The organism is Hanstruepera ponticola (assembly GCF_002940745.1).
GTDB classification, from domain to species: Bacteria; Bacteroidota; Bacteroidia; order Flavobacteriales; family Flavobacteriaceae; genus Hanstruepera; species Hanstruepera ponticola.
Map to the genome: position 1 here is coordinate 586,592 of NZ_POTB01000001.1, position 23,226 is coordinate 609,817.

At 33.4% G+C, this 23,226-nt stretch carries 17 protein-coding genes and 1 tRNA gene; 12 read left to right on the forward strand and 6 right to left on the reverse strand.

The annotated features are described in order from the left end of the window. Positions 1 to 59 precede the first annotated feature (59 nt). Complete coding sequence (gene mtaB / locus C1S72_RS02530; RefSeq protein ID WP_104735754.1) at positions 60 to 1,394, reverse strand: tRNA (N(6)-L-threonylcarbamoyladenosine(37)-C(2))-methylthiotransferase MtaB; 1,335 nt, start codon at positions 1,392 to 1,394, stop codon at positions 60 to 62. Between the two features lie 44 nt (positions 1,395 to 1,438). Between mtaB and C1S72_RS02535 the strand changes: the two genes are divergently transcribed. Further along, a complete protein-coding gene (locus C1S72_RS02535) occupies positions 1,439 to 3,070 on the forward strand; it encodes an ABC transporter substrate-binding protein (RefSeq protein WP_104734105.1) in 1,632 nt (543 codons plus the stop codon). Here the strand turns inward: C1S72_RS02535 and C1S72_RS02540 are convergent. Together C1S72_RS02540 and C1S72_RS02545 are read right to left on the reverse strand one after the other, a co-directional pair. After that, positions 3,067 to 4,242 carry a GlmU family protein gene (locus C1S72_RS02540; RefSeq protein WP_104734106.1) on the reverse strand — a complete coding sequence of 392 codons (1,176 nt, stop codon included), beginning with the start codon at positions 4,240 to 4,242 and terminating at the stop codon, positions 3,067 to 3,069. The genes C1S72_RS02535 and C1S72_RS02540 overlap by 4 nt on opposite strands. Before the next feature lie 75 nt (positions 4,243 to 4,317). Beyond that, positions 4,318 to 4,569 carry a type B 50S ribosomal protein L31 gene (locus C1S72_RS02545; RefSeq protein ID WP_104735755.1) on the reverse strand — a complete coding sequence of 84 codons (252 nt, stop codon included), beginning with the start codon at positions 4,567 to 4,569 and terminating at the stop codon, positions 4,318 to 4,320. Positions 4,570 to 4,726: 157 nt separating this feature from the next. Here C1S72_RS02545 and C1S72_RS02550 point away from each other — a divergent pair, with 157 nt between their 5' ends. From C1S72_RS02550 to C1S72_RS02565, 4 genes are all read left to right on the forward strand, one after another. Next, positions 4,727 to 5,248: a DUF4199 domain-containing protein gene (locus tag C1S72_RS02550; protein ID WP_104734107.1), complete on the forward strand. Its 522-nt coding sequence runs from the start codon at positions 4,727 to 4,729 to the stop codon at positions 5,246 to 5,248. Between the two features lie 41 nt (positions 5,249 to 5,289). Beyond that, positions 5,290 to 6,252 carry a glycosyltransferase family 2 protein gene (locus C1S72_RS02555; RefSeq protein WP_104734108.1) on the forward strand — a complete coding sequence of 321 codons (963 nt, stop codon included), beginning with the start codon at positions 5,290 to 5,292 and terminating at the stop codon, positions 6,250 to 6,252. 63 nt (positions 6,253 to 6,315) lie between these two features. After that, positions 6,316 to 8,046, forward strand: coding sequence for a phospho-sugar mutase (locus C1S72_RS02560; protein WP_205527077.1), 1,731 nt, complete (start codon positions 6,316 to 6,318; stop codon positions 8,044 to 8,046). A gap of 1 nt (position 8,047) precedes the next feature. After that, complete coding sequence (locus C1S72_RS02565) at positions 8,048 to 9,880, forward strand: ABC transporter ATP-binding protein (protein WP_104734109.1); 1,833 nt, start codon at positions 8,048 to 8,050, stop codon at positions 9,878 to 9,880. Between the two features lie 276 nt (positions 9,881 to 10,156). Here C1S72_RS02565 and C1S72_RS02570 read toward each other — a convergent pair whose 3' ends face one another. Next, on the reverse strand, positions 10,157 to 11,224 hold the full coding sequence (locus C1S72_RS02570) for a hypothetical protein (protein WP_162919906.1): 1,068 nt from the start codon (positions 11,222 to 11,224) through the stop codon (positions 10,157 to 10,159). A gap of 248 nt (positions 11,225 to 11,472) precedes the next feature. Here C1S72_RS02570 and C1S72_RS02575 point away from each other — a divergent pair, with 248 nt between their 5' ends. From C1S72_RS02575 to C1S72_RS02585, 3 genes are read left to right on the forward strand one after another with little or no spacing between them, the layout of a single operon-like run. Beyond that, a complete protein-coding gene (locus tag C1S72_RS02575; RefSeq protein ID WP_104734111.1) occupies positions 11,473 to 12,012 on the forward strand; it encodes an RNA polymerase sigma factor in 540 nt (179 codons plus the stop codon). A gap of 25 nt (positions 12,013 to 12,037) precedes the next feature. Further along, a complete protein-coding gene (locus C1S72_RS02580) occupies positions 12,038 to 12,529 on the forward strand; it encodes a hypothetical protein (protein WP_104734112.1) in 492 nt (163 codons plus the stop codon). A gap of 15 nt (positions 12,530 to 12,544) precedes the next feature. Further along, positions 12,545 to 12,994, forward strand: coding sequence for a hypothetical protein (locus tag C1S72_RS02585; RefSeq protein ID WP_162919907.1), 450 nt, complete (start codon positions 12,545 to 12,547; stop codon positions 12,992 to 12,994). A gap of 27 nt (positions 12,995 to 13,021) precedes the next feature. Here the strand turns inward: C1S72_RS02585 and C1S72_RS02590 are convergent, their stop codons facing one another. After that, positions 13,022 to 14,065 (reverse strand): WD40/YVTN/BNR-like repeat-containing protein, encoded by a 1,044-nt coding sequence (locus C1S72_RS02590; protein ID WP_104734114.1) that lies wholly within the window; start codon positions 14,063 to 14,065, stop codon positions 13,022 to 13,024. Between the two features lie 64 nt (positions 14,066 to 14,129). Here C1S72_RS02590 and C1S72_RS02595 point away from each other — a divergent pair, with 64 nt between their 5' ends. From C1S72_RS02595 to purL, 3 genes are all read left to right on the forward strand, one after another. Further along, complete coding sequence (locus C1S72_RS02595; protein WP_104734115.1) at positions 14,130 to 15,341, forward strand: RsmB/NOP family class I SAM-dependent RNA methyltransferase; 1,212 nt, start codon at positions 14,130 to 14,132, stop codon at positions 15,339 to 15,341. A gap of 1 nt (position 15,342) precedes the next feature. Further along, on the forward strand, positions 15,343 to 17,145 hold the full coding sequence (locus tag C1S72_RS02600; protein ID WP_104734116.1) for an endonuclease: 1,803 nt from the start codon (positions 15,343 to 15,345) through the stop codon (positions 17,143 to 17,145). A 143-nt stretch (positions 17,146 to 17,288) separates the two neighbouring features. Continuing rightward, a complete protein-coding gene (gene purL / locus C1S72_RS02605; RefSeq protein WP_104735757.1) occupies positions 17,289 to 20,951 on the forward strand; it encodes a phosphoribosylformylglycinamidine synthase in 3,663 nt (1,220 codons plus the stop codon). A 149-nt stretch (positions 20,952 to 21,100) separates the two neighbouring features. On the opposite strand, the gene C1S72_RS02610 is transcribed toward purL, so the two are convergent. Then, a tRNA-Pro gene (locus C1S72_RS02610) sits at positions 21,101 to 21,175 on the reverse strand. A gap of 284 nt (positions 21,176 to 21,459) precedes the next feature. Here C1S72_RS02610 and C1S72_RS02615 point away from each other — a divergent pair. Then, a complete protein-coding gene (locus C1S72_RS02615) occupies positions 21,460 to 23,226 on the forward strand; it encodes an AMP-dependent synthetase/ligase (RefSeq protein ID WP_104734117.1) in 1,767 nt (588 codons plus the stop codon).

The following is a 23,226-nucleotide window of genomic DNA, read 5'->3' on the forward strand; positions in this document are numbered from 1 at the left end:
ACGGAAAATAGAGGACAAAAAACATTAAAACTCGTTGAACTACTTGAAAAACCGAAGAGTCAAGCAGAAATCACCGATTCTTGAAAATTGAATCTTACAATACCATCTTCACCAATATTAGTTAATTCTACTTTTTGAATAGTATTAACCAATTCTGGGTTCCAAGGTGTTTTTACTTTTACGTAGTTTTCTGTAAATCCATGAATATAGCCTTCTTTATTTTCACTTTCAAAAAGCACTTCTCTTGTGGTACCAATCTGGCTTTCGTAAAAAGCACGACGTTTTTTTACAGATAAACCACGTAACATTTTACTTCTTTTAGAACGTACATTTTTGGGGACTATTTGCTCCATTTGCGAAGCTTCGGTATTGTCTCTTTCAGAATACGTAAAAACATGCAAATAGGAAACATCCAAATCATTTAAAAAATTATAGGTCTCAAGAAAATGCTCATCCGTCTCACCAGGAAATCCTACAATCACATCAACTCCAATGCAAGCATCTGGCATAACTTCCTTTATTTTCTCAACCCTATCAACATATAACTCACGTAAATAACGACGCTTCATACGCTTTAATATAGCGTTACTACCACTTTGAAGTGGCACATGAAAGTGCGGTACAAAACTATCAGATTCCGCAACTAAATTAATGGTATCATTTTTCAATAAATTAGGCTCTATCGAAGAAATTCGCAATCGTTCAATACCTTCAACTTGATCTAATTCTTTCACCAAATCCAAGAAAGTGTGATCATGGCGTTTGTTACCAAATTCTCCTTTACCATAATCACCTATATTCACTCCTGTTAAAACAATCTCTTTAATATCTTTTGCAGCTATCTCTTTAGCATTAGCAACAACATTTTCTACCGAATCACTTCTAGAGATTCCTCTAGCTAACGGAATGGTGCAGTAGGTACATTTATAATCACAGCCATCCTGAACCTTTAAAAAAGCCCTTGTTCTGTCTCCAAAAGAATAACTACCAACATAAAAATCGGCTTCTTGAATTTCACACGAATGAACTTCGCCAAAATCATTTTTAGATAAATCGTTCAAATAATCGGTAATCTTAAATTTTTCAGTAGCGCCTAAAACCAAATCGACACCATCGACATTAGCTAATTCTTGAGGTTTAAGTTGCGCATAACATCCAACAGCAGTTATAAATGCTTCGGGATTATTTTTTTGAGCTTGCTTTACTATGGTCTTAAACCGCTTATCGGCATTTTCAGTGACAGAACAAGTGTTGATAACATAAATATCGGCATATTCAGAAAAATCTACGCGCTCAAAACCTTCGTTCTTAAAAGTTCTTGCTATGGTTGATGTTTCTGAAAAATTCAATTTACATCCTAACGTGTAAAAACCGACTTTTTTTCTTGCTGTCATTCTTGTACTTTTACCAAGTTGCAAATTTACAACTATTAAACAAAATGATAAAACGCCACCTGTCATTATTGAGACTTCCCATAAAATGGATATGGATAATGTGTTTCACCATCATAATTATCTCTTGCAACAATGAGAATAAAGAGCATGATAGTTCATTAGTTTTCAGATATAATGAGCATAAAAATATTGGCTCATTAGATCCAGCATTTTCAAAAGACCTTGCAGATATATGGGCAACTAATCAACTTTTTAATGGTTTGGTGGAAATGGATGATAAATTGAATGTGCAACCAGCTATTGCAAAAAGCTGGACTATTTCAGATGATGCACTAACTTATACATTTACGCTTCGCAATGATGTAACATATCATAAACATAGATTATTTGGTAGTGATTCCACAAGAATCGTAACTTCAAATGATTTCTTTTATAGCTTCAATAGACTCAAAGATAAGAAACTAGCATCACCAGGAAGCTGGGTATTGAATAAAGTTAAAACGTTCTACCCTGTAAACGATTCTATTTTTGAAATTAAGCTAAAGCAACCTTTTCCAGCGTTTTTAGGCTTATTGACTATGAAATATTGTTCCGTTGTTCCAAAAGAAATTGTTGAACATTATGGTAATGATTTTAGATCAAATCCTATTGGAACAGGTCCCTTTCAATTTAAACGATGGGAAGAAAATTTAAAATTGGTTTTTAGGAAAAACCCTGATTACTTTGAAGTTGATAAAAACGGAAAGCAACTTCCTTACCTAGAAGCCATTGCGATAACTTTTTTACCCGACAAACAAAGTGAATTTTTACAATTTGCCCAAGGCAATATTGATTACGTATCAGGATTGGATGCTTCATATAAGGATGAAATATTAACAGCTGATGGTAAATTACGTGATTTGTATGATTCTGATGTAAATATGATTCGTGGTCCTTATCTGAATACTGAATATTTAGCCTTTTATATGGAATCTGATGCTCCTGAAATACAGTCAGAATTAATCCGTCAGGCCGTTAATTACGGTTTCGATAGAAATAAAATGATGATTTATTTACGAAATGGTATTGGTATTCCTGCCAATGCTGGTTTTATCCCTAAAGGACTGCCTGGTTACAGTAATAAAATTGGCTTCACCTATCAACCTGAAAAATCAAAACAACTTGTTCAGCAATACATAAAAGAAACAGGAAATAACAATCCAGAAATTAGCATAACAACTACCAGCAATTATTTAAGCTTTTGCGAATACATACAACGTGAACTTCAAAAAACAGGGCTTATTGTAAACGTAGATGTTGTTCCTGCTTCCAGTTTGAAAGATGCTAAAGCAAATGGAAAATTAGACATGTTTAGAGCCAGTTGGGTAGCAGATTATCCTGATGCTGAAAATTACCTATCACTCTATTACAGTAAAAATTTTGCACCAAATGGACCTAATTACACACATTTTAGCAGTGAACAGTTTGACACTTGGTATGAACAAGCCTTTATTGAAACAGAATCAAAAAAAAGAGAGCTTTTATACTCCAGAATGGATTCATTAATTATGAGTCATACGCCAATAGTGCCTATGTTTTATGACGAAGTTGTTCGCTTTACAAGAAAAAATGTAAAAGGGCTAGGAATTAACCCAATTAATCTTTTAGAATTAAAACACGTAAAAAAGACTAACTAATCCCCCCTAAACCTCTTTGTTTCCTCAAAAACGTGTTCTAAAATGGCTGCATCTTGCTCTGTAAATTCAATATTTCTTCGAGACATGACTACTTTGGCAACTTCAAACGCTTTTTTAGTTAGATAAGTTGAAAAACCACTACTTCCTCCCCAAGAAAAACTTGGCACAAAATTGCGCGGAAAACCACTTCCAAAAATATTGGCACTTACACCAACAACTGTTCCTGTATTAAACATGGTGTTAATGCCACATTTACTGTGATCTCCCATCATAAGCCCACAAAATTGCAAGCCAGTTCTAGCAAAATTTTCGGTTTCATAATTCCACAGGCGCACTTCAGCATAGTTGTTTTTTAAGTTAGAATTATTAGTATCCGCTCCTAAATTGCACCATTCACCCAATACTGAATTTCCTAGAAAACCATCATGACCTTTATTAGAATAACCAAACAACACCGAGTTATTTATCTCACCGCCTACTTTACTGTAAGGACCGACAGTTGTTGGTCCATAAATCTTGGCAGCCATTTTTACGGTAGCACCTTCACAAAGTGCAAAAGGGCCTCTTATCATGCTCCCCTCCATAATCTCAGTATCCTTACCTATATAAATGGGGCCATTTTCAGCATTAAGTGAGCAAAGAGGTAACTTGGCTCCTTCCTCAATAAAAATATCTTTTCTATTGAAAGCAACTGTTGTTTCAGGAATAGGTTGTGACTGTCTTCCTTTGGTAAGTAGTTCAAAATCATCCTCTATAGCTAAACCATTTTTACTAAATATATCCCAAGTATTTTCTATTTTTAAAACGTCATCAAGATACTCAATAGCTTCAAACGATTCCAAATCTATATTTTCCTGATTTTCTTTAGTAAAAAAAGCTACAACATCCTCATCTTTAAAAACAGCTTGATTTTCCTCCAAGCCTTTTATAATCTCTACTAATTCTTTATTGGGTAAAAAAGAAGCATTAATCATAATATTATGCTCCATTTCAACCATGGGATATTTATCAGCAAGATAGTCTTCTGTTATGGTTGTTGTGGTATATTCTAGATAGTTTTCCCATTTCTCTCGTATGGTTAAAATACCAACTCGAATATCTGCTACTGGTCGCGTAAAGGTAAATGGTAGAAGATTGTTTCTAAATGGACCGTCAAAAAGAATATAGTTCATAAGGTTGCTTTTGGTAAAAATAAAAAAAGCCTTTCAACAATTGAAAGGCTTTTGTAATTATATTTTACTACTAAATTATTTTTTAAATTTAGCGTATTTAGTTTTAAACTTATCAATACGTCCAGCAGTATCTACCAATTTAGATTTACCAGTGTAATAAGGGTGAGACGTTCTAGAAATTTCCATTTTAACTAATGGATACTCAACACCATCAACTTCAATTGTCTCGTTGGTATTTGCAGTAGATTTTGTTAAAAACACGTCATCATTTGACATATCTTTAAACGCCACTACTCTATAATTTTCTGGATGTATATCTTTTTTCATCGCTTTTCGATTTAATATCATTACTTTTTTCGAGGTGCAAATTTAAGCAAATTTAATAAATCTACAATATTTTTTTCATTTTTTATTCTTTCAATTAATGTGTAACGTTTTGGTATATTTGTTTACTAACTAATTAAATTAACTAAACTTTCAAACTATGGAAAATCAAAAACCTTCTCCAGGTAAATTCGGAGTAAATTACGGATTAATTCTTGGAGCGATTATGATCTTAATTTCTGTAATCATGTATGCTACAGGAATGCTACTTGAAGGCACACAATGGCCACAATATTTATATTATATTATTTTTCCAGTAATTATTTTTTATGCCATTGGTCAATTCAAAAAAACAAATGCCAATAGCCTTTCTTTCAGTGAAGCATTAAAAACAGGAATGGTAATTGCTGTAATTAGTGCCTTGGTTTATGCAGTATATGGTTTAATATTTAATTACATTATTGATCCTGAATTTATGGATGAAATGATGAAATTGGCTGAAGAAAAAATAGCAGAAGACCCAAATATGTCAGTTGAAATTAAAGAGAAAAGTTTGGAAATGGCCAAAACATTCTCAAATCCTTTACTCGGATCGGCTATGTGGCTTGCTTTAAGTGCCTTTTTTGGACTTATTTGGTCGGCAATTGCAGGTTTAGTGATGAAAACTAGCTCCCAAGATTAATATTTTCATATTTTTGAAAACATAATCTTCAAAAATCGTCAATGAATATATCAGTAGTCATACCACTACTTAACGAAAAGGACTCACTAAAAGAATTACATGATTGGATTGCAAACGTTATGCAATCCAATCATTTTTCATATGAAATCATTTTTATTGACGATGGTAGTACTGATGCCTCTTGGGAAACTATTATAAAACTTTCAGAAATTAATCCTCATGTAAAAGGTATTCGGTTTTTAGCAAATTTTGGAAAATCTCAAGCCTTACATGCTGGATTTGATAAAGCAATTGGTGATGTTATCATTACCATGGATGCAGATCTTCAGGACAACCCAGAAGAAATCCCTGAATTATATGAAATGATTATTAGTGATAATTATGATATGGTTTCGGGTTGGAAAAAAAAGCGTTATGATTCTGTTTTAACAAAGAACTTACCTTCAAAACTATTTAATTGGGCAGCACGAAAAACTTCTGGGGTCAAATTAAACGATTTTAATTGCGGACTAAAAGCCTATAGACTTAATGTTGTAAAAAACATCGATGTTAATGGTGAAATGCACAGATACATTCCAGTATTAGCCAAAAATGCTGGGTTCTCTAAAATTGGTGAAAAGGTCGTAAAACACCAAGCACGAAAATACGGAGAAACCAAATTTGGAATAGATCGATTTATACATGGGTTTTTGGATTTAATCACCATTTGGTTTTTGTCTCGTTTTGGTAAAAGACCTATGCACCTATTTGGCGCATTAGGTGTTTTAATGTTTGCAATAGGATTTATGTTTGCTCTATATTTAGGTATTGATAAGTTGTTTTTCCACAAAACTGGAAGGCTCATTACTGAAAGACCACAATTTTACCTTTCATTGGCCACAATGATTATAGGTACCCAATTTTTTGTAGCTGGATTTCTTGGTGAAATTATGCTACGTACAAAACAAGACAAAAAACGCTATTTGGTTAAAGAGGTTATTAATTTAGATACTGTTGCTAATTAATTCCCTATTGACACATGTCATTTTTTTGAATTGCGTATTTTTGCGTTCTATTTTAGTTACATCATGATATATATTGAACCTGAACTATTAAATCGAGTAAACACTTGGCTGACACCCGATTTTGATAAAAAGACTCAAGACTACATAAAAAATTTAATTGCCACAAACCCAAAAGAACTCAAGGAATCCTTTTACAAGGATTTAGAGTTTGGAACAGGAGGTATGCGCGGCGTTATGGGCATTGGTACCAATCGTATTAACAAGTACACGCTTGGAAGAAATACACAAGGCTTAAGTAATTATTTGAAAAGGTCATTCCCTAATGAAACAATCAAAGTAGCCATTGCTTTTGATTGTAGACACAACAGTCAAACATTGGCACAATTAGTAGCTGATGTTTTTTCAGCTAATAACATTGAAGTTTTTTTATTCGAAGATTTACGTCCAACTCCCGAGTTGTCATTTGCCTTAAAACATTTAAATTGTCATTGTGGTATAGTATTGACTGCTTCACACAATCCGCCTGAATACAATGGCTACAAAGTCTATTGGCAAGATGGCGGCCAGCTAGTGCCTCCTCAAGATGGTGAAATTATAGCAGAGATAAACAACTTAAAGTATTCTGAAATTAAGTTTGAATCCAACCCTAATTTAATTACAAAAATAGGCGCAGAAGTTGATAAAACTTTTATAAAAGCATCTATTAAAAATGGTAGTTTTAATACTAGTCAAAGTGCCAAAGATAATTTGACCATTGTTTTCACCTCATTATATGGTACATCTATCACTATTATCCCAGAAACGTTTAAACAAGCTGGTTATAAAAACGTACATATTGTAGAAGAACAAGCTATACCGAATGGCGATTTCCCTACTGTCAAATCACCAAACCCTGAAGAACCAGCAGCTCTTAAAATGGCATTGGAATTAGCAGAAAACGTAAATGCTGATATCGTAATTGGAACTGATCCAGACAGTGATCGTGTTGGTATAGCAGTTAGAAATGATAAAGGCAACATGCAATTATTGAATGGCAATCAGACCATGGTGGTTATGACTGCTTTTTTACTGAAACAATGGCAGAAAACTGACAAAATAAATGGAAAAGAGTTCATTGGCTCAACTATTGTAAGTACACCGATGATGAAGGAACTTGCCAATGCATATAATGTGGAATGCAAGATTGGACTGACTGGTTTCAAATGGATTGCCAAAATGATAAAAGATTTTCCAGAATTGAATTTTATTGGTGGCGGCGAAGAGAGTTTTGGTTTTATGGTTGGTGATTTTGTGCGCGATAAGGATGCAGTAACTGCATCTCTTCTAGCCTGCGAAATTGCTGCTCAAGCAAAAGCAGAAAATAGTTCGTTTTTTAACGAATTAATTACTTTATATATAGAGCATGGGTTTTACAAAGAACGTTTGATATCCATGACTAAAAAAGGTATTGAAGGTGCTGCGGAAATCAAACAAATGATGATAGATGCTAGGAAATCTCCTTTTTCGAAAATTAATGGCTCGAAAGTAATAAAGATTGAAGATTATCAGTCCTCCGAAGCTCTGAACCCAATAACTGGGGAAACATCCATAATTAATATACCAAAATCAAATGTTTTGATTTATTATACAGAAGATGGCAGTCAAATTGCATTGAGACCAAGTGGTACAGAGCCAAAAATTAAATTTTATATCAGTGTTAATGACAAATTGAAAACTAAAGAAGATTTCAATAAAACTGAAGCGTTTCTGGAGCAAAAAATAGACGCTATAGTAAAAGATATGCAGCTAAACTAAAATGAAAAAAATAATACATCAATTATTACCTTTTATTAAGAAATTTAAAGGCCATGTGTTTTTAAATATCTTTTTTAATTTGCTTTATGCTCTTTTTAGTTCATTAGCTTTTGTTTCATTAATTCCAATGTTAGATGTTTTGTTTGGAAAAACTACCATTGTTAAGAATGAACCTGTATGGACTGGAAAAATTGGTGATGTAAAAGATTATGCTTTAGAATTGCTTGATTACAAAGTTAGTGGCTTTTTAGAGTCAGGAAATGCTCAAATGGCTTTGGTCATAGTCATTGCAATTGTCATTTCAACTTTTTTATTGAAAAATTTGTTTGGATATTTTGCTATGCAACACATCATGTATTTAAAAAATGGTGTACTGACTGATTTAAGAAAAGAGATGTATGAAAAAATTATCCAACTGCCATTAAGCTTTTATTCTAAAAGACAGAAAGGAGATGTAATGGCAAGAATATTAGGGGACATTAACGAAATGCAAAATTCCTTTTTTATTATCCTTGAACTTATAGTCAGAGAACCATTAACCATTATATTCTCATTAGCTCTTATGTTTGCTATTAGTTGGGAATTATCTCTTTTTGTGTTGTGTTTTATTCCATTAGCAGGATTCATGATTTCAAGAATTGGGAAAAGCTTAAAAAGCAATTCATTAAAAGCACAACAAGAATCTGGGAAGTTGATTTCTATTGTTGAAGAATCCTTAACAGGCTTAAAGATTGTTAAAAGTTATAATGCTGAGCCAATTTTTAAAAATAAATTTAAAAAATCAGCAGATAGTATTTTAAGACTTTCAAATAAAATTGGCTTAAAAAATAACCTTGCGGGTCCCGTGAGCGAAGTTTTAGGTATAGCTACTATAGCTGTTTTATTATGGTATGGTGGTAAATTAGTTTTAGTTGACAAAGTAATTGAAGGTACTACATTTATTGCCTTTATGGGATTAGCCTATGCCATTTTAACTCCGGCAAAAGCTATTAGCAAAGCCTCATACAAAGTAAAAAATGGTATGGCTGCTGCTGATCGTGTTTTTGAAATTTTACATGAAGAAAATCAATTACCTGATGTACCAAATGCGAAAGAGATAAATACTTTTAATGATAAAATAAAAGTCGATAACATTTCTTTTAAATATGAGGAAGATCTCGTACTCAAAAATTTTAGTTTAGAAGTTCCGAAAGGTAAAACAGTTGCCTTAGTTGGACAATCTGGTAGTGGAAAAAGTACAATTGCCAATCTAGTAACTAGATTTTATGATGTAAATGAAGGAGGTATTTCAATTGATGGTACTAATATTAAAAATGTTACAAAAGAATCTTTAAGAAGTTTAATGGGATTAGTTACCCAAGATTCTATTTTATTTAATGATACGATAAGAAACAATATTTTAATTGGAAAGCCTGACGCAACTGATAATGAAATTATTGATGCCTTAAAAATAGCCAATGCTTGGGAATTTGTGAAAAACCTAAAAGGTCAATTAGATTTCAATATAGGTGATTCTGGAACTAATATTTCTGGAGGGCAAAAACAACGCTTAAGTATTGCACGCGCTGTAATAAAAAACCCACCTATTATGATATTAGACGAAGCTACTTCAGCATTAGACACTGAAAGTGAGCGTTTAGTTCAAATAGCATTGGAAAACATGATGAAAAACCGTACATCTATTGTTATTGCTCATAGATTATCAACCATTCAAAATGCTGATGAAATTGTTGTTATGAGAAAAGGTGAAATTGTAGAGCAAGGAACTCATACAGAATTATTGGCAAAAAATGGTACCTACAAAAAACTGGTGGATATGCAAAGTTTCGATTAAGTATAACCATTACTATATAAAAACTAAAAAGGGCTGAATTTTAATTCAGCCCTTTTTTTAGCTATTGTTAGACTTGGGGACGACTAACAAACATAAGTAGGTTTGTTGGTGTAAACATAAAACAAATTAGTTTACAAAACAAGAAAAATATGTATTTTATCGATATTATTTGCATTTTATCGTATTTATAAATTGTAACATATTGTTTTATAGCTATTTAAAGCTTATGGAATAAGACGAGAAAAAATTTAGTGAAGTCTGTAACTAATGTAGGTATTATCTTATTCTTTGAATTTCAAAAAACGTTTTACCAGTGAAACTATCTATTACAACGCCATTTGCTCCATTTGAACCATCATTGGTTTGGAAATTTTGAACAAATATCTCAACATAATCATTTGCATTAAGACTAACTATACAGTTAATAGACCTAACAACGTCGCCCGTAGCATAGTGATTAAATGATGACTCTTGGTATAAAACATTGTTTACCCAAACTCCAATACTATAAAACTCATTGTTGTTTTGGTAAGCAGTGTGATATCCTGCATTAATTTTATAATAACCATCACTACCAGCAACAAAGCGATTATCAGTACTGTTAAATTCACCATTGGTATCGAACAATGCAGTATCAAAAGTAATTTTTTGCCATCCTGAAGTATTGAGTATTTGATTTGCAGATAAATTAACCCTTACTAATGAAAAATTATTAGAGTCTGTATCTACCCAACTGACATTCCCAGAGCCATCAGTTTGCATAATTTGACCATTTGTACCCCGGCTTGCGGGTAAAACATAAACATTGGCACCAGTCTGCCCTATTGCGAATTTACCTCCTAAAAAATATCCTGAATAAATATCTTGGTTAGCAACAGTACCATTAACTGTGCTGTAAACACCAAATATATTAGCAGTATTATTTGCATTGGTTAAATCAGCATAAAACCCATAGCTGTTACTATTAACTCCAGTAGATTGACCAACATAGCTATAAACGCCAAATATATCTGTAGTAGTTGCACCTGAATTTGGCTTAAAAACCTCACTATAAACGCCGTATCTTGTTGCTGTTCCTAAACCTGAAACGTTATTGAAAATTCCATATTTAGCAGCCGTGAGTGATGGACTACTCGAATTAGTTAGGTGTAATGAAAATGTGTTTTGTTGAGCGGTTGAAGTACTATTTAAATCTACCCGAATACCTTTTCTTTCTGAAGTTGTCGTAGCTTGCGTTACGACATCCAACTGTGCTCCGGGAGTAACAGTGCCAATCCCAACTTGAGAAAAGCTTGGGATAACAAAAATTAATGAAATAAAACTGAAAAATATTCTTTTGGCCATAAAATCAGTACCATACATTTTTGAGTCATGATTACATCTAAAATAGTCTATTTTTACGGTGAAATGCAAAAAATATCTTTCAAACGACAATAATTTCAGACTAAAAACAACTACATCGTTGTAGTTATTTTATCATTTTATCTCATTATCTAATCATTAATTAAAACGCAAGAATCCATTATTTTCATTACTTTTCTTGACAGATTAAACTATTTCTAGTTTTAGAAGTCTAAAAACAAAATGTTTTTGTGGAAGAAGTCAAACTAATTAACGATTTAAAGTCTAAAGACAAACGAGATTGTGCTTTTAATGAATTGGTATCGCTCTATAAAGAACGTTTGTATTGGCATATTAGAAATATCGTAAAATCACATGATGATGCTGATGATGTATTGCAAAACACTTTTATCAAAATTTTCAAAAATATTGACTTATTTAAAGGTGATAGTAAACTCTATTCATGGATGTATCGTATAGCTACAAATGAAGCCATTACTTTTATAAACAAACGCGCCAAACAAATGCAAATAAGTAATGAGGAATTACAAAGTTTAGCAATTGATAATTTAAAATCCGACGTTTACTTTGAAGGTGATGCTATTCAATTGAAACTACAACAAGCCATAGCAACCTTACCCCAAAAACAACAATTAGTTTTCAATATGAAATACTTTCAAGATATTAAATACAAGGATATGTCGGAAATACTTGAAACAAGTGAAGGAGCACTCAAGGCTTCCTACCATTTAGCCATAAAAAAAATCGAAGCCTACTTATTAAACCAATAGCTTTTTTATTAGTCTAAACAATACAATGAAAAAAATAGGTAAACATAATATATCAACAGGAGGTTTTAAAACGCCGAAGGATTACTTTGAAACTCTTGAAAACAATTTAATATCAGAATTGAATTTGAGAGATCAGGTTAGTGAATCTGGTTTAAATATTCCTGATGGTTATCTTGAAGGTTTTAAAGTTGAACTACCTAAATCAGAATCTAATCCAAAGGTCATTGATTTATTTAATAAAAAGTCATGGCTTTATGTTGCTAGTGTAGCAGCTGTAATCATTTTTATTTTTACAATTCCTAAAATAGGTAGTAATGCTATTACCTTTGCCTCATTAGACAATGACAGCATTGAAAATTATCTTCTAACTAATGATTTAGAATCAGTGGAATTAAGCAACTTAATAACAAACACAACCGCATTTGAAAATATAATTTTGGAAGAAACACTCAATGACATACATCTTGAGGATTATTTATATGAGAATATTGATGTAGAAGATTTTAATATAGAATAAATAATAGCAATGACAATGAAACATAACCTAATAGCAATTATCATTTTATTTATGAGTACCACAATAATGGCACAAGATAGAATGGATAGAAACGAAAAAATAAAAACACTAAAAGTTGCCTATATTACAGAAAAGCTTGATTTATCAAAGACTGAAGCTGAAAAATTTTGGCCCATTTATAACGATTTTGAAGAGAATATGCATGAATTACGAAAAGCAGCTTACGAAGATCGAAAACTCATTGACTATGAGAATCTGACTGAAGAACAAGCCACTGACTTAATTAAGAAATTCAAAGAATCTAATATTCAAAAAAACAATCTGTATAGCAAATACTTATCTGATCTTCAGAAAGTATTATCATCAAAAAAAATAGTTTTACTTAAAAAAGCTGAAGACGATTTTAAACGTAAAATGTTTGAAGAGTTTAAAAAACGTCGTCATGAAAAAAAAGATAGACCTTAAATTAAAAGAGCCATATGGCTCTTTTTTTTATGGCTTAAAAGTGAGCTTTGATATTCTCCCTCTTCCAGCAGCATAAGCGACACTATCATTTAAAAATCGAAGTGTATAGAAACCTTCATCACTTAAATGCATCCAGGTCATTCCGTTATCGTTGGAATAATCAATCCCTTTAAACCCTACAGTTATTAGCTCCTCGCCTGCTCCATTTGGAATATATTGAACACAACTGCGATACCCTGGATTTTGGTTTTCAGCAACTAATTCCCAAGTTTTCCCGCCATCAAATGTTCTTATTTTGTTAGCTGAACTATCCGCAGGTTTTGTATAATCACCGCCAATTGCAAAACCATTCAGCTTATCATAAAAATCGATTGAATAAATCCCTTCGGTCTCTTTTTCTTTAATAATAGGCGTATCAAAAACATCCCAAGTCATTCCTTTATCACCTGAAAAATAAACGCTTCCAGTTGTTGTTGCTACCCAAGTATTATCATCTACAATTTCAATGTTTGTATTGCTAGCTGCAAAGGCGCCTTCACCTTCTATTCCTTTAGGTAAAACCTCGCATGGTAATTTCTGCCATGTAAATCCACCATCACGCGTAATAATAACACTCAAACACCCATTAAATGCATCACCAATCGCAATGCCTTCTTTAGCATTCCAAAACTTCATAGAGTCATAAAACACCTTCTCATGTGATTCTTTATAAACCAATTCCATTTCTCCATTATTTCCAGTTTTATAAAGCAAAGCTGGATTACCAACACTTATCATAAAAAAATCTTCTTGGTTGTTAGCAATAGCTCGAAATTCAATATTCAGAGAGTCTTGTTCAATTTTTGAAATTAACCATGAATCTGAAGCTGAATTATACAATCCATAGGTGTTGTTATTGGCTGCAAAAGCTAAACTTTTTTGATCTAAAATTTCAATAGCACGAATACTTAATGTTGAATCTTCAAGAATCGTTTTAAACGTAATTTTAGAAAATTCTCGCTTTTTAATCTTTTCTTCAGTTTGACAAGAAAGACATGAAACAGCAATAATAAACAGTATTAAATTCCTCATTTATAAAATATTTAGGATAAAAATAAGTAATTAAAATGTACCTTTGCACGCCTAATAAATTAAAATGCGTTTACACAGAAATTTATGTTTTGCCACTATTGATGGTTTGATGAAAATCTTCAATGAGGGTGAGTATGCTGACAAGGTTATCCAACAACTTTTAAAACGTGATAAGCGTTGGGGAAGCCGAGATCGTGGATTTGTGGCCGAAACAACCTATGATATTGTAAGATGGAAACGCTTATATGCGGAAATAGCTGAAGTCAAAGAACCCTTTGATCGTGATAATCTGTGGCGTATGTTCGCTGTTTGGGCAACTCTAAAAGGCATCAAACTACCAGACTGGAAGTATTTTGAAAATACACCTACGCGAAAAATTAAAGGTCGATTTGACGAATTATCAAAAATTAGAAGAATAAAAGAATCTATACCAGATTGGATTGATGAATTGGGTGTTAAGGAATTAGGTGAAAGTCAATGGACTAAAGAAATTCAAGCGCTTAACGAACAAGCCGATGTAATTTTAAGAGTTAATACCCTAAAAACAACTAAAGAAAAGTTACAAGCAGAATTGTTTGATTTAGATATAGAGACTGAATTCCTTAAAGGATACCCTAATGCTCTAAAACTTAAAGAACGTGCCAATGTGTTTCAGACAGAAGCTTTTAAAGAAGGTTTATTTGAAGTTCAAGACGCATCTTCACAATTAGTAGCTGATTTTCTTGATGTGCAACCAGGTATGCGTGTTGTTGATACCTGTGCTGGTGCTGGTGGTAAAACCTTACATCTGGCATCATTAATGGAGAATAAAGGACAAATAATCGCATTAGATATTTACGGCAATAAACTTCATGAGTTAAAACGTAGAGCCAAACGAAATGGCGCACATAATATTGAAACAAGAGTTATTGATTCAACTAAAGTCATCAAAAAACTCTATGATAAAGCCGATCGTGTATTGATTGATGCACCATGCTCTGGATTAGGTGTGTTACGTCGTAATCCAGATGCTAAATGGAAGCTTGAAACATCTTTTTTAGAAAAAATAAAAGCTACACAACAAGATATTTTACAGCAATATTCGCGCATAGTAAAACCAGGTGGAAAACTAGTTTATGCAACGTGTTCTATCTTACCATCAGAAAATCAAGAACAAGTAAAAACATTCTTAAAATCTGATTTAGGAAAAGATTTTAAATTTGTAGAAGACAAAAAAATATTGGCCCATAAATCTGGATACGATGGATTTTATATGGCCTTAATGGAAAAAAAATAAAATGAAACAATTTTACACGCTATTATTAGTATTAATACCAACTCTTATCTGTGCCCAAATTCCAGCTGGGTATTATGATACGGCAACAGGAACGGGTTACACGCTTAAAACACAATTACACAATATCATTGATGACCACAATGATCAAGGCTATGATGCCATAGATGCTTTTATAGCTTCATACGATCTTGATAATTATTATGAAACAACTAGTAATACGATTTTAGATGTTTATTCTGAAAATCCAACTGGTAACGACCCTTATAATTATACACCTGTCACTGGTGAATGTGGTGAGTATGATAGTGAGGGAGATTGCTATAACAAAGAACATGTTATCCCACAATCCATATTTGGTTCTAATTCACCTATGAGAGGTGATGCGCATCAATTATTACCTACTGATGGTCGCGTTAATGGCTTTAGAAGTAATACGCCTTTTGGTCGTGTTGATGATAGTCAATTGACAAGTCAAAGTGGTATAAGCAATCCAACGCAAAATGGTTCTAAACTAGGTAATAATTTAAACACTGGGTATTCAGCAGGCTATACTAACGACGTTTTTGAACCCATTGATGAATTTAAGGGTGATATAGCGCGTATCTATTTTTATTTTGTAACACGCTATGAAGATCAAGTAAGCAATTGGTCTGCTTATGATATGTTTGATGGTAGTAGTGACAAAGCTATTGCTGATCCCTTCTTGAGTATTTTAAGAACTTGGCACGAAATGGATCCTGTTTCTCAAAAAGAAATTGATCGAAATAATAACATTTACTACAATCATCAAGCCAATAGAAATCCATTTATAGATCATCCTGAATGGGTAGCTCTAGTTTGGGATACAGACCCAGATACTGAAAACCCTTCAGCTCCAACAAATTTAATAGCGTCAAACCCAACGGACAATTCTATTGATTTAGACTGGGATGCCGCAACAGATAATATAGGTGTTTCTTCTTATGATATTTACATTGATGACGTTAACACATACAATACTGCAAATACCAGCTTTACAGTAAATTCATTAGTAGCAAATACCACGTATTGTTTTAAAATAAAAGCTAAAGATGCAGCCGGAAATGAGTCTGTTTTTAGTAACGAAGCCTGTGAAACAACTACTAACAATGGTAGTAGCGGATCAGCATGTTCAAGCGAAACTTTTGAAAATATGCCTGCAAATTCTAGTTCTTACTCTAATAGAAATTGGGCAGGTGATAATGGTTTTGATTGGAATGCTACTGAAGCACGAACAGACCAAACTATCAATGGTCGTGCCATTACTATTCGTGATGGTGCCTTAATTGCGCCTACCGTTTCAGGAGGTATTGGAACATTAACTGTTGTTACGCAACGCGTGTTTTCTGGAGATACTGGAACATTTGATTTAAATGTAAATGGTAATTTCATCGCAACTATTCCTTATGGTGATACCGCACAAACAGTGACCATTTCAGACATTAACATGGAAGGCTCCATAACCGTTTTAATTAATAATAACACAAGCACTTCTAATCGTGTGATGTTTGATGATCTATCGTGGACATGCTATTCAAATTTGAGTACAGATGAATATGTAACAAATTCATTTAACATGTATCCGAACCCTGTTTCTGGCAATTTAGTAACGGTTAATTATAATGAATCACTTGAATTTGAAATATACAATATACTAGGTAAGGTTGTTTCAAAAGGAAAAACTGAAAATGGAAATATTTATTTAAACAATATTAATCGAGGCATTTACTTAATTAAATTAAAAACTCGTGATAAAATCATCACCAAAAAATTAATTAAACGATAAAAATAAAGCGGCTTTTTTAAGTCGCTTTTTTTTTGGTTAATAAACACGTGAATAACTCTAATTTTTCAAATCAAGTAATAGGAGAAAATACATCAAAAAAAAGTAAATTTGCATCTTTAAAACAACACACAAACAAAAACATAATGATTCACTTCTTCGGAAACCAAAACAGTAAAGTATTTGCTGTTCAAGCAACAAAAGAATTATCAACTGAAAATATCTCAAAATTAGTATGGTTATTTGGTAATCAACCAAAAATAGAACAAGCATCAATCGATGCTTTTTTTGTTGGCCCTAGAGCTGCCATGATAACACCTTGGAGTACTAATGCGGTTGAGATAACCCAAAACATGGGCGTTGAAGGTATAATCAGAATTGAAGAATTTGAATCTTGCCCTAAAGACTTTAAAGGTTTCGACCCCATGATTTCAGAAAAGTTCAATGGGTTAAATCAAGAGTCCTTTATTATAAATATTAAGCCAGAACCTATTATTAATATCAAAGATATTTCGGCTTATAATCAACAAGAAGGTTTAGCCTTAAGCGATGAAGAAATAGAATATTTAGAAGGTGTTGCTAAAAAAATAGGAAGACCATTAACAGATTCTGAAGTCTTTGGCTTTTCACAAGTTAATAGTGAACATTGCCGCCATAAAATATTTAATGGCACCTTTGTTATTGATGGAGAAGAAAAGCCTGTTTCATTATTTAAGATGATTCGTGAAACGTCTAATAAAAATCCAAACGATATTGTTTCGGCCTATAAAGACAATGTAGCATTTATAAAAGGCCCAAAAGTTGAACAGTTTGCGCCAAAACGTGCTGATATTCCAGATTATTATCAAACTCAAGATTTCGAATCCGTAATTTCACTAAAAGCGGAAACACATAATTTCCCAACAACAGTAGAGCCTTTTAATGGTGCTGCAACGGGATCTGGTGGAGAAATAAGAGACCGATTAGCTGGTGGAAAAGGTTCTATTCCGTTAGCAGGAACAGCTGTGTATATGACATCGTATTCGCGACTAGAAGACAACAGACCTTGGGAACAAGCAATGGCTGAACGACCTTGGCTATATCAAACACCAATGGATATCTTAATAAAAGCTAGTAATGGCGCGTCAGATTTTGGAAACAAATTCGGTCAACCTTTAATTTGTGGTTCGGTTTTAACCTTTGAACACGAAGAAGATGCAAGGAAACTTGGTTTCGACAAAGTTATTATGCAAGCTGGTGGAATTGGTTATGGAAAAGCCAGTCAAGCTTTAAAAGACACGCCTAAAGTTGGCGATAAAGTAGTTATCCTTGGTGGTGAAAATTATCGTATTGGAATGGGTGGTGCTGCAGTATCATCTGCCGATACTGGTGAATTTGCTTCAGGAATTGAATTAAATGCTGTGCAACGTTCTAATCCAGAAATGCAAAAACGTGCAGCTAATGCTGTTCGTGGTATGGTTGAAAGTGAAGAAAACCATATTGTATCTATTCATGATCATGGTGCTGGTGGGCACTTAAATTGTTTAAGTGAATTGGTTGAAGAAACTGGTGGGAAAATAGATTTAGATAAATTGCCAGTTGGCGACCCTACCCTATCTGCTAAAGAAATAATAGGTAACGAATCTCAAGAACGAATGGGATTAGTTATTGATCAAAAACATATTGAAACCCTTCAAAAAATTGCAGAGCGTGAACGCTCGCCAATGTATACTGTTGGTGATGTAACTGGCAATCATAGATTTACTTTTGAATCTAAAACAACTGGAGAGAAGCCTATGGATTTAGGTATGGATGATATGTTTGGTAGTTCACCAAAAACCTTCATGCATGATAAAACTGTAAATAGAAATTATTCAGATGCAGCTTACGATAAAACCAAATTCTACGATTATTTAGATCAATTGTTACAGCTTGAAGCTGTAGCCTGTAAAGATTGGTTAACTAATAAAGTAGACCGTTGCGTCGGTGGAAAAGTCGCAAAACAACAATGTACAGGACCGTTACAATTACCATTAAACAATGTTGCCGTAATGGCTTTAGATTTTAAGGGTAAAGAAGGTATTGCCACTAGTATTGGTCATACACCAATATCAGGATTAATTGATTCTAAAGCGGGTAGTCGAAATGCCATTACTGAAGCATTAACGAACATTATTTGGGCACCTCTAAAAGATGGTCTTAAAAGTGTATCACTATCAGCAAATTGGATGTGGCCATGTAAAAACGAAGGTGAAGACGCACGTTTATATGAAGCTGTTCAAGCTGTTTCTGAATACGCTATAGATTTAGGCATCAATGTCCCAACAGGAAAGGATTCATTGTCCATGAAACAAAAGTATCCTAATGAAGATGTCATTGCTCCCGGAACTGTTATAATTTCTGCGGCTGCAAATTGTACTAATATTATGAATGTTGTTGAACCTGTATTTCAAAGAAATGCTGGCGACATCTACTATATCAACCTTTCTCAAGACGAATTTAAACTCGGTGGTAGTTCATTCGCTCAAATATTAAATAAAATTGGAAATGAAACACCAAATGTTCAAAATGCTGATTATGTAAAAACTGTATTTAACACCATTCAGAAATTAATTGCTGATGAACAAATCGTTGCAGGACACGATGTGGCCTCTGGTGGGTTAATAACAACTTTCCTAGAATTGTGCTTTGCTGATAATAGTTTAGGTGCAGAATTAGATATTTCAGCTTTAGCAGAACGCGACTCATTTAAAGTTTTATTTGCAGAAAATTCTGGAATTGTTTTTCAGGCTCAAAGTAATTCAATAGAAACGGAATTAAGAGATGCTGGAATTGAGTTTTTCAATATTGGAAAAGTAACTGAAAGTGATGTTTTAAGTATTATTAATGATACAGACGTTTTTACCATGACCATTTCTCGTTTACGCGATATGTGGTACAAAACCTCTTACCTACTTGACCAAAAGCAAACTGCTAATAATTTAGCAAAACATAGATTTAACAACTATAAAACTCAACCACTTCAATATACATTCCCAAAACATTTTACAGGAAAACTTCCTAAACTAGATAATAGTAAATCAAGGCCTAAAGCTGCCATCCTTCGTGAAAAAGGGAGTAACTCAGAGCGTGAAATGGCAAACGCCATGTATTTAGCAGGATTTGATGTTAAGGATGTGCATATGACCGATTTAATTTCTGGTCGAGAGACACTTGAAGATATACAGTTTTTAGGAGCCGTTGGTGGTTTTTCAAATTCTGATGTTTTGGGCTCTGCAAAAGGTTGGGCTGGAGCCATAAAATACAATGAAAAAGCAAACAAGGTCATCAACGACTTCTTTAAACGTGAAGACACGCTGTCGGTTGGTATATGTAACGGTTGCCAATTGTGGATGGAGTTAGATCTCATCAACCCAGACCATGAGCAGCATGGTAAAATGACCTATAACGAATCTCAAAAACATGAAAGTTCATTTACTTCTGTAAAAATTCAAGAGAATAATTCAGTTATGTTATCGTCATTAGCAGGAAGCACTTTAGGCGTTTGGATTTCTCATGGTGAAGGAAAATTCAATTTACCAAAAACCGAAAACCAGTATAACATTGTAGCTAAATATAGTTATAGTGATTATCCACATAATCCAAATGGATCCGATTATAATACGGCTATGATGAGTGATAAATCGGGGCGCCATTTGGTCACGATGCCACATATTGAGCGTTCAACATTTCAGTGGAACTGGGCTCATTATGCAAAAGACAGAAAAGACGAAGTATCTCCTTGGCTTGAAGCTTTCGTGAATGCTAGAAAATGGATTGAAAATAGGTAATTAAAAAAGGGGCTATAAAAAAAGCTCCTTTTTTATGTCGCGATGACAGGGTTTAGGGTTTATAGAATCCTGTTAAAACCTCATTGCAAATAAAGCTTCAGTTCTTTTAAGAAAGCAAGCTTTCTACAAGAACTCTCCGCTTTATCTTGTCGGGATGACAGGATTTGAACCTGCGACCACACGGCCCCCAGCCGTGTACGCTAACCGGACTGCGCCACATCCCGAATTAATTGTCAATATACTATTTCCTGCGACCATTCCACTTATAGCGAAATGCGCTAACCGGATGGAGCCTATCTCGATCATTGCAAAGAGGCCACATCCCGAAATTAAATTTCAGTAGACAAAAATAAAATTTTAAATGAAAAATCCATTTAATTTATAAGTCACGATAAAAATTATTAAAATAATTTTTCGGTCCCAAAATAATAAAACCTAAAGATGTTATAAAGATTTGAAATATCTTCAGTAATTTTATATTTTGCCCAAGCAATTTTCCCTATCCAATATGACAAAAATTACGAGACTTTTTGATTTTCCTTATCACCAGTTAGAAACCTATAATTTAAATAAAGCTTTTTCTACAAAATATGATGGTGAATGGGTTTCCATTTCAACACAGGAATATATTAATCAAGCAAATGCTATAAGTCGTGGTTTGTTGCGTTTAGGTGTAAATCCTAACGATAAGATTGCTGTTATCTCAACTACTAACCGAACAGAGTGGAATGTAATGGATATTGGTATCCTTCAAATAGGTGCTCAAAATGTACCAATCTATCCTACTATTTGCAAAGAAGATTACGAGTATATTTTAAATCATTCTGAAGCCACTTATTGTTTTGTTTCAGATAAAGAGATAATAAATAAACTCAATGCCATTAAAAGTAATACAAAACTAAAAGGTGTTTATACTTTTGACGATGTGGTAGATGAAGCCAACTGGAAAGACATTTTAGATTTGGGTAAAGACGCATCAAATCAAGATGTGGTTGAGGATAGAAAAAAACAAGTGAAACCAGATGATTTAGCTACTTTAATTTATACATCTGGTACAACAGGAACACCCAAAGGTGTTATGTTATCACATAATAATTTAGTTTCTAATGTATTGGACAGTGAAAAACGGGTTCCTTTTGATTATGGTAAATCAAAGTCTTTGAGTTTTCTTCCCGTCTGTCATGTTTTTGAACGCATGATTCTCTATCTATATCAATTTTGTGGTGTAGAAATCTATTTTGCCGAATCTATAGAAGCAATGAGCGATAACCTAAAAGAGGTTAAGCCCAATGTCATGACGGCTGTACCTAGATTGTATGAAAAAGTATACGATAAAATTGTCGCTAAAGGCAGTGATTTATCAGGTATTAAAAAAGCACTTTTCTTTTGGGCTATTAATATTGGTTTAAAATACGAACCCTATGGTGTTAATGGTTGGTGGTATGAAAAACAATTAAAACTAGCACGCAAACTCATTTTTAGTAAATGGCAAGAAGGTCTCGGTGGTAATTTAGAGCTTATGGTATCTGGGTCTGCAGCACTACAACCACGACTAACACGTGTCTTTGCGGCTGCTGGCATGCCCATTATGGAAGGCTATGGACTAACAGAAACATCACCTGTGATTTCCGTAAATGACCAAAGAAATGGTGGTTTTAAAATTGGAACTGTTGGACGTATTATTGATAATGTTGAAGTGAAAATTGCAGAAGACGGTGAGATTTTGGTAAAAGGACCCAACGTTATGCAAGGCTATTATAAGGATCCAGAAAAAACAGCAGAAGTCATATCTGGCGATTATTTCCACACAGGCGATATAGGCGAAATTGATACTGATGGCTTTTTAAAAATAACCGATCGTAAAAAAGAAATATTTAAAACTTCAGGTGGTAAGTATGTTGCGCCTGCGCTACTTGAAAATCAATTCAAGCAATCGCGATTCATTGAACAAATAATGGTGATTGGCGAAGGTGAAAAAATGCCAGCAGCTTTAATTCAGATTAACTACGAATTTGCCGAAGAATGGGCTAAACGCCATAACATTCCTTTCTCACATGACTCCATTAGAGACAATCAAGAATTAAAAGACCGCATTCAGGAAGAAATTGATTCTGCCAATAAAAAATTTGGTAAATGGGAACAAATCAAAAAGTTTGAAATCACACCCGATGTTTGGACCATTGAAGATGGTCACCTGACGCCAACTATGAAAATGAGACGTAAGATTATTAAAGAAAAATATCTAAATCTCATTGAGAAAATTTACCGGTCATAA